The organism is Buchnera aphidicola (Mindarus abietinus) (assembly GCF_964059085.1).
GTDB lineage: Bacteria > Pseudomonadota > Gammaproteobacteria > Enterobacterales > Enterobacteriaceae > Buchnera_A > Buchnera_A aphidicola_C.
Genome location: NZ_OZ060398.1, coordinates 511,135 through 525,083, shown reverse-complemented (window position 1 = coordinate 525,083; position 13,949 = coordinate 511,135). Strand labels below are relative to the sequence as shown.

At 22.0% G+C, this 13,949-nt stretch carries 12 protein-coding genes and 1 tRNA gene; 6 read left to right on the top strand and 7 right to left on the bottom strand.

Annotation, left to right across the window (positions count from 1 at the left end; genetic code table 11):
* Positions 1-3: 3 nt before the first annotated feature.
* Positions 4-930: a hydroxymethylbilane synthase gene (gene hemC, locus AB4W62_RS02510; RefSeq protein ID WP_367679905.1), complete on the bottom strand. Its 927-nt coding sequence runs from the start codon at positions 928-930 to the stop codon at positions 4-6.
* 443 nt (positions 931-1,373) lie between these two features.
* On the opposite strand from hemC, the gene dapF reads away from it, so the two are divergent.
* Positions 1,374-2,198, top strand: a complete 825-nt coding sequence (gene dapF / locus AB4W62_RS02505) for a diaminopimelate epimerase (RefSeq protein WP_367680148.1) — start codon at positions 1,374-1,376, stop codon at positions 2,196-2,198.
* A gap of 170 nt (positions 2,199-2,368) precedes the next feature.
* Entirely contained in the window at positions 2,369-3,646 is a 1,278-nt protein-coding gene (locus AB4W62_RS02500) for an MFS transporter (protein ID WP_367679904.1), read from the top strand.
* Positions 3,647-3,761: 115 nt separating this feature from the next.
* Here AB4W62_RS02500 and AB4W62_RS02495 read toward each other — a convergent pair whose 3' ends face one another.
* Positions 3,762-4,505, bottom strand: a complete 744-nt coding sequence (locus AB4W62_RS02495; protein ID WP_367679903.1) for a class I SAM-dependent methyltransferase — start codon at positions 4,503-4,505, stop codon at positions 3,762-3,764.
* Between the two features lie 222 nt (positions 4,506-4,727).
* On the opposite strand from AB4W62_RS02495, the gene AB4W62_RS02490 reads away from it, so the two are divergent.
* The gene (locus AB4W62_RS02490) at positions 4,728-5,534 is read left to right on the top strand and encodes a hypothetical protein (protein WP_367679902.1); all 807 of its coding nucleotides are present in this window, start codon (positions 4,728-4,730) and stop codon (positions 5,532-5,534) included.
* 137 nt (positions 5,535-5,671) lie between these two features.
* On the top strand, positions 5,672-6,649 hold the full coding sequence (gene epmA / locus AB4W62_RS02485) for an elongation factor P--(R)-beta-lysine ligase (RefSeq protein WP_367679901.1): 978 nt from the start codon (positions 5,672-5,674) through the stop codon (positions 6,647-6,649).
* A gap of 35 nt (positions 6,650-6,684) precedes the next feature.
* Here epmA and AB4W62_RS02480 read toward each other — a convergent pair whose 3' ends face one another.
* The 3 genes from AB4W62_RS02480 to hslV all read right to left on the bottom strand — a co-directional run bounded on the left by AB4W62_RS02480 (position 6,685) and on the right by hslV (position 9,584).
* Complete coding sequence (locus AB4W62_RS02480) at positions 6,685-7,428, bottom strand: FAD-binding oxidoreductase (RefSeq protein ID WP_367679900.1); 744 nt, start codon at positions 7,426-7,428, stop codon at positions 6,685-6,687.
* Positions 7,429-7,710: 282 nt separating this feature from the next.
* Complete coding sequence (hslU, locus tag AB4W62_RS02475) at positions 7,711-9,042, bottom strand: HslU--HslV peptidase ATPase subunit (RefSeq protein WP_367679899.1); 1,332 nt, start codon at positions 9,040-9,042, stop codon at positions 7,711-7,713.
* A complete protein-coding gene (gene hslV, locus AB4W62_RS02470) occupies positions 9,030-9,584 on the bottom strand; it encodes an ATP-dependent protease subunit HslV (RefSeq protein WP_367679898.1) in 555 nt (184 codons plus the stop codon). Before hslV ends, hslU begins: the two co-directional genes overlap by 13 nt.
* A 425-nt stretch (positions 9,585-10,009) precedes the next feature.
* Here hslV and rpmE point away from each other — a divergent pair, with 425 nt between their 5' ends.
* Positions 10,010-10,219 carry a 50S ribosomal protein L31 gene (gene rpmE / locus AB4W62_RS02465; protein ID WP_367679897.1) on the top strand — a complete coding sequence of 70 codons (210 nt, stop codon included), beginning with the start codon at positions 10,010-10,012 and terminating at the stop codon, positions 10,217-10,219.
* Positions 10,220-10,983: 764 nt separating this feature from the next.
* Here the strand turns inward: rpmE and AB4W62_RS02460 are convergent.
* Together AB4W62_RS02460 and orn are read right to left on the bottom strand one after the other, a co-directional pair.
* Positions 10,984-11,058, bottom strand: a tRNA-Gly gene (locus tag AB4W62_RS02460).
* A gap of 104 nt (positions 11,059-11,162) precedes the next feature.
* Positions 11,163-11,711 (bottom strand): oligoribonuclease, encoded by a 549-nt coding sequence (gene orn, locus AB4W62_RS02455; RefSeq protein ID WP_367679896.1) that lies wholly within the window; start codon positions 11,709-11,711, stop codon positions 11,163-11,165.
* A gap of 214 nt (positions 11,712-11,925) precedes the next feature.
* Here orn and pgi point away from each other — a divergent pair, with 214 nt between their 5' ends.
* The gene (gene pgi, locus AB4W62_RS02450; protein ID WP_367679895.1) at positions 11,926-13,563 is read left to right on the top strand and encodes a glucose-6-phosphate isomerase; all 1,638 of its coding nucleotides are present in this window, start codon (positions 11,926-11,928) and stop codon (positions 13,561-13,563) included.
* Positions 13,564-13,949: the final 386 nt, after the last annotated feature.

Sequence of the window (13,949 nt, the reverse complement as noted above, 5' to 3'; positions counted from 1 at the left end):
TTATTAACGTAAAATTTTTTTTGCTCCTTTTTTTAGTAATTCAGATGCTAATCCATAACCTATTTTTTTAGCGTCGTTTACCGAACCGATTTTCTCTCCTTTAATTATATCTTTTCCATCAAAAGAACTAATAAAAGTTCTTAACCATATTTTTTCTTTTTTTAAAATAGCATAACTTCCTACAGGAAGTTGACAACCTATCAATAATTTCTTACAGAAAGCTCTTTCAGCTTGAATTAAAATTTTACTTTTATAATGATGTATTTTTTCTAAAATAGTTATAAGATCTCTATCTTTTATTCTGCATTCAATACCAATAGCGCCTTGTCCACAAGGCGGAAGAGATAGTTCTGGAGGTATCAAATAAGAGATTCTCTTTTGTAACCCTAATCTTTTTAATCCTGCAGCAGCTAAAACAATAGCATCATATTTTCCTTTATCTAATTTTTTTAATCTAGTTTCAATATTTCCTCTTAAAGGAGAGATAATTAAATCTTGACGATAATTCATAAGTTGAAATTTTCTCCTTAAACTAGATGTACCTATTACAGCATTTTTCGGAAGTTCATTAATATTTTTATAATTCTTTGATATAAGAGCATCCAGAGGATTATCTCTTTTACAAATACAAGCTAAACTTAAATTTTTATGAATATTCATAGGAATATCTTTTACTGAATGAATAGCAATATCTGCTTTATTTTGAAGCAATGCTATTTCTAATTCTTTAATAAATACTCCCTTCCCATTGGATTTGATAAAAGAAGCATTTAAAAATTTATCACCATGAGTAATTATAGGAATAATAGTAATTAATAAATTTGGAAAAATAGAAATTAACTTTTTTTTAACATACATAGCTTGAAATAGAGCAAGAGGGCTCTTTCTAGTAGCTATCCTTATTTTTTTTTTTAATAAATTAATAGTCATTTTTTAGATAAATATTGTAAAAGTAATTTTTTATTTATAAATAAAAATTCAATTTGGTTTGAAAAACTTTATGTTTTTTAAAAAAATTTTTAAAAAAATAAAAAAAAATTTTGGAATATATAAAAAAATATTTTTTAAATATTTTTTTAATTATTTTAAATAATTTAATTTATATAAATATATAAATTTTATTTGTAAAATTTTTTAATCATTAATTACAGTATAATCAAAAATAGTTCACAAGTATTTATTTTTTTTAAAATCAAAAATTTTTTTTAGTTACAAAAAATTTATTTTTTTCGGGGTATTAAAAACATTTTTCAGTTATAGGCACCAATTTCTTTCTCTATTGATAAATAGTAATTATAATACTTAAAGAATTTAAAAAATAAATAATATAGTTTTGATAACTTTATAAATAATAATAAGAAAAAAATATGAAAATTAATTTTTCAAAAATGCATGGATTAAGTAATGATTTTGTAATAATTGAAAATATTACACAAAACGTTCATTTAGATTCTGAAAAGATTCAAGTTTTATCTAATCGTTATACAGGGATAGGTTTTGATCAATTACTTTTTGTTGAAAAATCTTTTCAATCTGGAATTGATTTTAATTATAGAATTTTTAATGCGGATGGAAAAGAAGTAGAACAGTGTGGTAATGGAGCACGTTGTTTTGCTCATTTTCTATATTTAAAAGGTTTTACAAAAAATAAAAAAATTTTAGTCAGTACAAAAAAAGGAATTTTAGTTTTAAGTATTTTAAAAAATAAACTTATAAAAGTAAATATGGGAAAACCTGATTTTAAACCGTGTAATATTCCAATATTAACTAAAAAATTTAAAAAAAAATATTCTTTATTAATTAAAGAAAAAAAAATCTATTTTGGCGCAGTTTCAATGGGAAATCCTCATTGTGTTATTTCTGTTAAAAACATTAATACAACACTTGTTAATAGTTTATCACCTTTAATACAGAAAAATAAATTTTTTCCAAATAGCGTAAATGTAGGTTTTATGGAAATTATTAATTCAAAAAAAATTAAATTAAGAGTATATGAACGAGGATCAAAAGAAACAAAATCTTGTGGAAGTGGAGCCTGTGCAGCTGTTGCTATAGGAATTAAACAAAATTTATTATTAGATAGAGTTACAGTAGAATTAATAGGTGGAAAATTAGAAATTTTTTGGAAAAAAGAAGATGGATATATATATATGGTTGGTCCAGCAGAACATGTTTATGATGGAGTAATTCATTTATAATAAATCATAATTTAGTTAAAAAAATATTAACTTATTTTTTTAAAAAAATATAAATGAAATTCATATAAATGTATTTAATAATAAAAAATTATTTACTTTTAAATTAGCAGCAATTAAGTTAGTCAATTTAATTTTTATTAATATATTAAAATTTAATTTAGGAGTTAATTTTGTTTAATTTAATCAAAAATAAAAAAGAAATAGATTTTAAATCAACATTTAAAAAAAATAAAATAATTAATTTTTCAGAAAAAAAAACACTTACATCAAAAAAAGAATTAGTAAAGAGAAACACTAAAAAATTTATAAAAATAGCATTATCTTTTTTTTTTGCTGGATTTTCTACATTTTCTATTTTGTACTGCGTACAACCTATTTTACCGATTTTTTCTAAAGAGTTTCATTTAACTCCATCACAAAGTAGTATTTCGCTTTCAGCTACTACAATAACAATGGCAATTGGAATGTTATTTACCGGATCTTTTTCAGATTTTTTTGGAAGAAAAAAAGTCATGTCGATTTCATTATTAATATCAGCTATATTAACTATTTTATGCTCCGCAGTAAATAATTGGCATGAAATAATCATTATGCGATTGTTGATAGGATTAGCTTTAAGTGGTGTTACAGCGGTAGGTATGAGTTATCTTAGTGAGGAAATCTATCCAAATGATTTATCTTTTTCTATAGGATTATATATCAGTGGAAATACTTTTGGAGGTTTTATTGGTAGATTTTTAAGTGCAATAATAGGAAATTACTTTTCTTGGAGAATAGTATTTTTAATTATTGGTTTTTTTTCTTTAATTTCAACAATAATTTTTCTTTTAATGCTACCTAAATCAAAAAATTTTAAATCAGTTTCGTTAAATTATATATCTTTTATAAATAGCTTTTTATTTCATCTAAAAGATAGAGCTTTAATAATTTTATTTATAATCGGATTTATTTTGATGGGAAGTTTTATAACATTGTTTAACTATATAGGTTATCGATTGATGGTATCTCCGTTTTTTCTAGATCCTAATTTAATTAGTTTACTTTCAGTAGTTTACTTGACAGGAGTCTATACTTCCCCAAAAGCAGGTACTTTAATAAATCGATATAATCGAAGTACAATATTAATTTTTTCTTTCTTTATTATGATAATAGGATTAATTGTTACTCAATTTAATAATTATTTAAGTATTTTTTTAGGATTAACCCTATTTTCAGGTAGTTTTTTTTCTGCACATTCGATAGCAAGTAGTTCAATAGGATATCGTGTCAAAGAAGCTAAGGGACAAGCATCTTCAATGTATTTGATTAGTTATTATTTTGGAGCAAGTATTTTAGGAACAATAGGAGGATTATTCTGGTTATTTGGATGTTGGATAGGTGTCTCTATATTTGTCTTAAACTTATTACTTATAGGCATATATTTGTCTTTTAAGTTAAAAAAGTATTAAAATTATAAAAAATAAATTTTTTGAAAATATATTATTGTAGAATATTTATAAATAAATTTTAAAAAATTAAATATTTAAAGAAAATGAATTTATTTGTAAGAATTTTTTTAAGTTTTTAAATACTTTTTTGAGGAGGATAAATATCAAATCGATATTTATTAGTAATTATAGAATTAATAACTTTTTTAGAAAAAAAAGGTGGCAGTGAACGAGGTCGTTTTATTACAATTCTATGTTTTGCATAAGAAAATGAAAAGTTTAATAAATCTATAGCATCTGAATCTTTTCCTACAAAAAATTTTAATAGGTTCATTTCTTTTTTAGATAAAGCTTTTTTTTTTATAGCAAACATAGGATCTAAATAAATAACATCTGGACGTTTTAATAAAATTTTTTTCATTCTAAAACTAGAACTATAAGAAAAAAATAATCTTTTTTTTAACCATGATCCAAATTTTAAATTATTGTAAGCCCTTTTTAATCCGTCGAACAATAATAATGCAACTATTGGATTTCGCTCAAACATATGAACTTTACACCCTAATTTAGAGAGTATAAATGCATCTTGTCCCAATCCAGCAGTAGCATCTATTATAAAAGGAAAATAATTTTTTTTAAGACCTACTGCTTTTGCTATGGCCTCACTATTTCTTGTGGCTAAATTAGCTCTATAAGAAATACTCTTCTTATTAAAATCTACACATATAGTCCCTAAATTAGAAAAATATCTATGTTTTAGTTCTATTCTTAAAGGATTAATTATTAATTTTATTAAAGATGCAGGATTATGTTTTAATTTCCATTTTTCTTTTATAAATTTTAAACATTTTTCATTAGAATTATTTTCTATATAGACCATATTTTTAGTTATTAAAAAATTTTAGATAAATGAACTTTATTTATAACATAAATATTGTTTATTTCCTAGTAAAAACTAAAAAAAATATTCTTTTTGAGAAATATTTAAAATAAAATATATAAATTTAAAATTATTTAAAATATCTGTTATTGAGATCTTGACTAAGAAAAAAAATGCGAGTAAAAGAGAATTAATCGAAAGTAAAGAAAGGATGTAAAAACTATGTCATCTATAATGGTTATTAATAAAACAAACCTTTTCGATATTAACCAAAGTAAAAATATTACGCCCGCTTCAGATAAAAAAATTTTAAATTCTGACTTAAAATTTTCTAAAGAAATTAATGAAATACGCCAAGATAAATTTAGTAACTCAGGTACGAATGTTAGTCAAATAACATACTTTCCAAAAAATACAAATATTTTTCCTCAAGGTTTTAGTTTTTTTATTGATGAAAATGATGAGTTTGATGTAACAAATATGCAAGATGAAGATTTCGATAATCCTATTTGGCAAAGTTTATCTAAAGAAATTCCATCAAAAAAAGATCCTTTTCCTAGCAATCCTTTTCAAAAATCATTTATTCATTTAAAGAATACAACTCAATTAAATAATAATTTTGTAAAAAATCTTGATAAGAATGTATCAATAACTGTGGATGGAAAAGAAATTAATGGAAATTCTCCTGAAGAGCTATTAAATAATCTTAAAAAGAAAGTACCTAATCTTTCAGATAGACAATTAATATCTAGTTATGTACAACCTTCTGTTTTTAAAAAATCTCTTGATGATTTACAAACATTAGAATCAGATTTTTCTAAATTTTTACCTACTTCTAGCAAGTTAAGTTATAAACTTAATAGTTTAGGAGATGGAAAGTATACTTTATTAGCAACGAGTATATCCCAAGTAAAATTAAAAGATTCTGAAACTTCTGATAAGGATTATACTTCTTATGGAGTTCGTGCATTTTTAACAATTTCTCCTTACGAAAATCCAACAATAAAATACTTATTTTTTATGAAATAAATTTTTATTTAATTTAAAAATAATTTATTTACAATAAATACGTACAGAACATAATTTTTATTATGTTCTGTATATTTTAGGTCTATATTTTTATAAAATTTTTTTAATATACAAAAAGGTGTTTTTATTTAATAATTATGAAAAAGAAAATTCAATGGTTCCCAAATACTTCAATTGATATTTTAATAAAACGATCTTTGATTATTTCTAAAATTCGAAATTTTTTTTCAAAATTATCTGTTTTAGAAGTAGAAACACCTATTTTAAATAAATATCCTGTTACAGATCCTAATCTTTCTCAATTTGTTTCTACTTATTTTTTACCTAATAAGGAAAAGAAATACGACTTATGGTTAAGCACTAGTCCAGAATACTATATGAAAAGATTATTAGCTGCTGGTAGTGGACCTATTTATCAAATTAGTCATAGTTTTAGAAATGAAGAAATAGGAAATTTTCATAATCCTGAGTTTACAATGCTTGAATGGTATCAACCAGGATATCTAATGCATGATTTAATTTTAGAAGTTATAAAATTATTAAAGTTAATTTTTAAATGTAAAAAAGTAGATGTTATTTCTTATCAAAATATATTTTTAAAATACTTTAAAATAGATCCTCTTTCGGTTTCAATAAAAACATTAAAAAATATAGCTAAAAAATTAGGTATTACTAATTTAATTATTTTAACAAAAAACATTAATAATTTATTAGAAATATTGTTTATGAAAAGGATAGAACCAAAAATAGGAAAAAAATACCCAATTTGCATTTATCATTTTCCTCGTGCTCAAGCTGCTTTATCCGCAATTAATATTAATGATAATAGAGTAGCAGATAGATTTGAATTCTTTTTTAAAGGAATAGAGTTAGGAAACGGTTTTTATGAGTTAACTGATGCGAAAGAACAAAAAAAAAGATTTCAAATAGATAATAAAAAAAGAATAGAGTTAGGTTTACCAAAGTCTATTCTAGATTTAGATTTTTTGAATGCTTTAGAAAAAGGAAAATTTCCTAAATGTTCAGGAATGGCTCTGGGAATTGATAGATTAATTATGTTAGCATTAAAACAAAAAAAAATTCAAGATGTTATTGCATTTGATTTAAATAAGTAAGTAAATTTTAAAATTTTTTTTTAATATATGTATAATTACCAATAATTTTCTGAAGTAATTTCTCCTGGTTTTCTTCTTAAATGTTTTTTCATATTTCTTGTTTTTTGAAGTAAAAGAATAGTTTCTTTAACCATTTCCGGATTTCCACATAACATTATATGAGAAGTTTCTTTTGTAATATTTAATCCTATTCTTTTTTCTATTAATTTATTTTCTATTAATTGAGGGATTCTACCAAATAATGAATTAGTGTTTTTTTTTCGGCTTGTAATTGAAATAAAATGAAATTTATTTTCATATTTTCTTTGAATTTTTTTTATTAAATATAGGTAATTTAAATCTTCATAGTAGCGAACAGCATAAATTAAAACAATTTTTTTAAATTGAAATACTTCTTTTTTTTCTTGTAGTATGGACAAATAAGGTCCAATTGCTGTACCAGTTGCAAACATCCAAAGGATATCTTTTTTAGGAATTTCTCTTGTAGTAAAAAAACCAAAAGATTTTTTTGAAATACTAATTTCTTCATTAACTTTTAAATTATACAAGAAAGATGTCATTTTTCCGTTTGGTACTAAAACAATATAAAACTCTAGATTAGAATTACTTGAAGAGTTTACATAAGAATAAGCACGTTGAATTCGATCGTCTTTATTTAAAAGTAGTTTAGTATATTGTCCAGGTATAAATGGAGATATAGAAGCTTTTAGTATTATGCTAAATAAATTATGATTCCATTTTTTTATTTTTAAAATTTTTGCTTTGATCCATTCTGTCATTTGATTTGCCTAAAATAATATGAAAATTTTTTTATTATTTTTTTTTTAAAAAAATAAATTTTTTTAATGTTTTTAACAGTTTAATTATAACATATAAATTAGTTTTTTTATAAAAAGTATCAAATAAAAAGAATATCAATAGATATGAAAAATAAAGAATAATTTTTATTTAGATTTTATTAAAAAATCCATCTTAATTGAATAAAAAAGATGGATTTATATAAAAAATATAAAATTTTATTTTTAATTAAATAAATTAATAAAAATTATTTTTTTAATTTTTTATAAAATAAATCTACTAAGATCTTCATTTCCTATCAGTTTATCTAGATGTTTACTAACGTAATTAACGTCGATAATAATTGATTCTCCATTCTTTTCATTGGCAAAAAAAGAAATTTCTTCCATTAATCGTTCCATAACAGTATGTAATCTACGAGCTCCAATGTTCTCCATAGATTCATTAACCTTCCATGCAGCTTCTGCTATTTTTTTAATCCCTTCTTTAGTAAAAGTTACGTTTACACCTTCTGTCTTCATTAAAGCAGTGTATTGCATAGTAATAGATGCTTTAGGTTTTGTTAAGATATTTTCAAAATCATCTATAGTTAAAGCGTTTAGCTCTACTCGAATTGGCAAACGACCTTGTAATTCTGGAATAAGATCCGAAGGGGTACATGTTTGAAAAGCGCCAGAAGCTATAAATAAAATATGGTCAGTTTTAACCATTCCATATTTAGTTGACACTGTACATCCTTCAACTAACGGTAATAAATCTCTTTGGACTCCTTCTCTAGAAATATCCAAACCAGCTGCATTATTTCGTTTGCAAATTTTATCTATTTCATCAATAAAAACAATCCCATTTTGTTCTACTGAATTAATAGCTTCTTTTTTGATTTCTTCTGGGTTAACTAATTTTGTAGCTTCTTCTTCTGTTAGTAATTTGAGAGCATCTTTGATTTTTAATTTTTTAGTACTTATTTTTTTTCCACTAATATTATGAAAGAGAGATTGTAGTTGACTAGTTAACTCTTCCATTCCAGGTGGTGCCATAATTTCAACTCCAATAGGAGTATTTGAAATATTAATTTCTATTTCTTTTTCATCTAATTTTCCTTCTTGAAGTCTTTTCCTAAAAAGTTCAATTGTAGCTGTAGGTCGAAGAGTATCTCCTGGTTTTTCCCAATTGCTTTTGGGTGTTGGAACTAATACTTCTAAAATTCTTGCTTCAGCTCTTTCTTTTACTTTTTCTTTATTAATTTCAATAACTTTTGTTTTAATTAATTTAATAGCAGTATCGGTTAAGTCACGGATAATGGAATCAACTTCTTTTCCAACGTAACCGACTTCAGTAAATTTTGTTGCCTCTACTTTTATAAAAGGTGCATTAGCTAATTTAGCTAATCTTCTAGCAATTTCAGTTTTTCCTACACCAGTAGGCCCTATCATTAAAATATTTTTTGGAGTGATCTCATGACGTAATTCATGATTTAATTGCATTCTTCTCCATCGGTTTCGAAGAGCGATAGCTACGGCTCGTTTTGCTTTTTTTTGCCCAATAATAAATTTGTTTAATTCTAGAACAATTTCTAGTGGAGTCATTTCTGACATATAGAGGATCCTACTTTTTTTGAATGTAAAGTTTTTATGGTGAAAGTATGATTAGTATAAATGCATATATTAGCAGCAATATTTAATGATTTTCTAACAATTTCTTCCGCGTTAAGACTAGTATTTTCTATTAAGGCTTTAGCTGCTGCTTGAGCATAAGGCCCTCCAGAACCAATTGCAATTAAGTCATCTTCAGGTTGAATAACATCTCCATTTCCACTAATAATTAATGAACATTCTTCATTTGCAACTGCAAGTAACGCTTCTAATTTTCTTAGAATTCGATCGGTTCTCCAATCCTTAGCAAGTTCAATGGCTGCTCTTTGTAATTGTCCTTGATACATAGATAATTTTTTTTCAAATAATTCAAATAATGTAAAAGCATCTGCTGTGCTTCCAGCAAATCCAGCGATAATTTTTTCTTTATAAAGGCCTCTTACTTTTTTAACATTACTTTTCATAATTGTATTGCCTAATGTTGCTTGCCCATCCCCACCAATAACAACTTGATTTTTAACTCTAATACTTAATATTGTAGTCACAGATCAGTCCTTTATAAAAAATAAAAATCTTTATTATAAAGAAATTTATTTTTTTATTTTTTAATAAATTAAATGTTATTAAATGTATTTTTTTTTAATTGATTTTTTTTAAATATTGTTTATTTGATTTTAACATAGTTTATGATAACAAGTTAATTTTTGAATAATTCTGGTTTTTCTATATAAATTTTTATTGAATATTTTTTTTTAAAATAAAATATATAATTTTTTATTTAAATAAAATTTTTTAATTTTTTTATTTTTAAAATATGAAATAATGATTTAATTATATTGAATGAATATTCAAATTAAATAGAAGCAATAAATACATTATTTAAATTTTTTTTATTAAAATAGTTTGCTAGAAAAAAGAAAATTATTCATAATAATTATATACAATTATTACATTAGTTTATAATTCTAACATGAAAAAGAAAATTCATCCTAACTATCATCAAATACAAGCTGTATGTTCTTGTAATAAAATTCATATTTTTTTTTCAACAATAAAAAATAATATTCAATTGGATATATGTTCAGAATGTCATCCGTTTTATACAGGAAAACAAAGAACAATTAATACTGGCGGTCGAATTGAAAAATTTAAAAAAAGATTTAATTATTCAGGAAATTAAAAAAATAAATATTTTTATATGTTTATTTTTTAAAAAAATAATATTTTTTGTTACATAGATATATTTTAAATAATTTTTTTATATTAATAGTTTAAGATATTTTTTTATAATAAAATTTTTTGGAAATTTTATTTATAAAAATAATTTTTTTTAAATTTTATACCTATATTTTTTAAAAATAGTAAAAAATTATTTTTTAGATTTTTTATTTTTCAAGATTTTTAAAAAGAGAAAAAATTAAACTATTAATAAGCTCATTTTTTTATTTATCTTAAGCAAGAAATATAATTTTTTATATCAAAGTATTTTTTTAATTAAATTTATAAAAAAAATAATTTTTTTTTTAGAGAAATTTATTTTTTATTTAAAAAAATATATATTTTTTTAAAGTTTAGTTAAAACTGATAATTTTTCAGAAAAAAATTTTATATTTTTTCATAAATTGGTTTATTATTACTAGGCGGAATAATTTACTCGTAAAATTTTCAAGATATTTTTATATTATATATTTTTAAAAATTTAAAAATAAGTAGACCAGAAATTAAAATAATTTATTTTTTATTTTTTATCTTTTTTTTTATTAGTATATAAATACTTTTTTAAAAAAGTATTTATATATTTTTATGGTAACTAGATAGTTAAATAAATGATTTTTAACGTATAAAAAATTTTTTTTTATTTATGTGAAAGGTTGAAAATATTAAGTAATTTTAAATATTAAAATTTAATTTTTTAATAAAAAAAATAAATTATATTTATTTTTTTGGAGCGGGAAACGAGATTTGAACTCGTGACCCCAACCTTGGCAAGGTTATGCTCTACCGCTGAGCTATTCCCGCTAATTGAATTTAAAAAATACTTTTTTATTTATTTTAAATAATAAATTATTTTTAATTTAAGATAATCATAATTTTTTTTTTTAGAAAAAGCAATATAATTTATTTTAAATTCGAATAAATTTTTTCCGATAATAAAAAAGTTCATTTATTGATAAATAAATATCTTGTAAGGCTATATGTTGTTTTTCCATTTTTATTTTTTTTATAAGTATAGAAGGTTTCCATCGAGCAACTAATTCTCTAATTGTACTAACATCTATACATCTATAATGAAAAAATTTTTCTAATTTTGGCATATATTCATATAAAAATCTTCTATCTTGTCCAATACTGTTTCCACAAATTGGGGAAGTATTTTTAGGAACCCATTTTTTTAAGAACTTTATCGTTTCTTTTTCTGCTTTTTTTTCATTAAAACAACTTTTTTGAACACGCTTAATTAAACCATTATTAGTATGAACATTTTTGTTCCAACTATTCATTAAAGATATTTCTTTTTGAGGTTGATAAATCGGTATCACAGGACCTTCTGATAAAATCTTTAAGTTTTTATCAGTTACTAAAGTTGCAATTTCTATAATTTTATTTTTTTTTGGATTTAGACCGGTCATTTCTAAATCAATCCAAATTAAATGAGTTTTATTTATTTTCATTTTCTATATAAAAATTTTTTTTATAAAAGTAACATTTTTTTTTTAAATTTTAAATCAATTTGTTTTTTAATAATATATATTTATTTTTAGTTCATTTTTTTTTGTTAAATGTTAATATTTTTAAAAGGAAAATTCTAAGTTATTAAAATAATAGGAATTTTTAAAATTAAAATTTTTAAATAAAAAAATTTGATTATAAGGATAAATTAATTTTATGAAAAATATTAATCCACTTGAAACTAAATCTTGGAAAAAATTAGAAGAACATTTAAAAAATATAAAAAAAATTCATATTAAAGAGTTGTTTTTTGCTGATCCTAATCGATTTAAAAATTTTTCTGCTATATTTAATAATAAAATAATTGTTGATTTTTCAAAAAATTTAGTTACAAAAAATACAATAAAATTATTGCTAAATTTAGCAAAAGAAACTTTTTTAAAAGATGCGATTAAGGAAATGTTTATAGGAAAGATAATAAATTCAACAGAAAATAGAGCAGTTTTGCATACCGCCTTAAGAAATTTTTCTAATAAACCTATTTATGTTAATCAAAAAAATATTATGTTAGATATAAATAAAAATTTAAAAAAAATGAAAATATTTTCAGAAAAAATTATTTCTGGAGAATGGAAAGGCTATACCGGAAAATCCATTGCTGATGTTGTAAATATTGGTATAGGAGGATCTCATTTAGGCCCGGAAATGGTTACAGAAGCATTAAAACCTTATAAAAACAAATTGAATATTCATTTTTTATCTAATATAGACGGAACACATGTTACTGAAATTTTTAAAAAGATTAATTTAGAGAAAACTTTATTTATAATCTCTTCTAAAACTTTTCTTACTCAAGAAACTATGACTAATGCAAATACTATTAAACAATGGTTTACAGTTTATACAAAAAAAGAAATAGATTTTCAAAAACATTTTATTGCAATTTCTATGAATATTCAATTAGCAATTAATTTTGGAATTCATGAAAATAATATATTTCCAGTTTGGGATTGGGTTGGAGGAAGATATTCATTATGGTCTTCGGTAGGTTTACCTATAATGTTATCTATAGGATATAAAAATTTTGTTAATTTATTAAAAGGAGCTTATGACATGGATCAACATTTTTTAAAAACAAAATTTAATAAAAATATTCCATTATTATTAGCACTTATAGGAATTTGGTATAATAATTTTTTTCATGCAGAAACAGAAGCTATTCTCCCTTATGATCAGTATATGCATAAATTTTCATTATATTTTCAACAAGGAAACATGGAGTCTAATGGGAAATCTGTAGATAGAAATGGTTTTTCTGTAAAATGGAAAACAGGACCTATTGTTTGGGGTGAATCAGGAACGAACGGTCAGCATTCCTTTTATCAATTAATACATCAAGGAACTAGATTTATTCCTTGTGATTTTATTATTCCTGCAATAAGTCATAATTCTATTAATGATCATCATATAAAATTAGTATCTCATTTTTTAGGTCAAACATATGCTTTGGCTTTTGGAAATAGTAATGATTTTATAAAAAAAGAGAATAGTAAAAATGACTCTTTTCATATGTTTAAAACTTGTATAGGAAATAGACCGACAAATTCTATTTTAATAAAAAAAATTACTCCTTCTACATTAGGAAGTTTAATTGCTTTATATGAACATAAGATATTTGTTCAAGGAGTTATATTAAATATTTTTAGTTTTGATCAGTGGGGAGTAGAATTAGGAAAAGAGTCTTCAAAAAAAATATTAAAACAATTAAAAAAAATAAAAATAAAAAATTCTCTTGATTCTTCAACATTAGGATTAATAAAATTTTTTAATCTTTTTAAAAGAAGAGATAAATAAAAAATTCTTTATTTATCAAGGAAATACTTTTTAAGCATCTAAATAGATAATTTAAAAAGTTTAAATATATTATTTATTTTTTAAATTTATATGATTTTTTTTTTATTTTTAAAAAAATCTATAAGATATCAAAAATGTTTAAAATATTCAGTCAAATAACAGAGTTATTTTTTTATAACTTGATAAGTTTAATGCTTGTTATAAAGTTAATAAAATTAATTAAATTTAAAATTTTTTTTAAAATTAATATTTATAGCTTTTGAAAAGAAAATTTTTTAAATTTATAAGCGATTAGCGAATATAGTTATTTTAATTAAATAATAAAAAAAAATTATTTTTTTTATATTCTATAAAAAAATAAGATCTATTTTTATAATTTTTTTTAT

Excerpts from the sequence above, each read along its gene's own strand:
- rpmE (WP_367679897.1), top strand. The coding sequence starts at position 10,010 with ATGAAAAAGAAAATTCATCCTAACTATCATCAAATACAAGCTGTATGT.
- epmA (WP_367679901.1), top strand. The coding sequence starts at position 5,672 with ATGAAAAAGAAAATTCAATGGTTCCCAAATACTTCAATTGATATTTTA.
- AB4W62_RS02495 (WP_367679903.1), bottom strand. The coding sequence starts at position 4,505 with ATGGTCTATATAGAAAATAATTCTAATGAAAAATGTTTAAAATTTATA.
- AB4W62_RS02480 (WP_367679900.1), bottom strand. The coding sequence starts at position 7,428 with ATGACAGAATGGATCAAAGCAAAAATTTTAAAAATAAAAAAATGGAAT.
- AB4W62_RS02490 (WP_367679902.1), top strand. The coding sequence starts at position 4,728 with ATGTCATCTATAATGGTTATTAATAAAACAAACCTTTTCGATATTAAC.
- pgi (WP_367679895.1), top strand. The coding sequence starts at position 11,926 with ATGAAAAATATTAATCCACTTGAAACTAAATCTTGGAAAAAATTAGAA.
- orn (WP_367679896.1), bottom strand. The coding sequence starts at position 11,711 with ATGAAAATAAATAAAACTCATTTAATTTGGATTGATTTAGAAATGACC.
- hslU (WP_367679899.1), bottom strand. The coding sequence starts at position 9,042 with ATGTCAGAAATGACTCCACTAGAAATTGTTCTAGAATTAAACAAATTT.
- hemC (WP_367679905.1), bottom strand. The coding sequence starts at position 930 with ATGACTATTAATTTATTAAAAAAAAAAATAAGGATAGCTACTAGAAAG.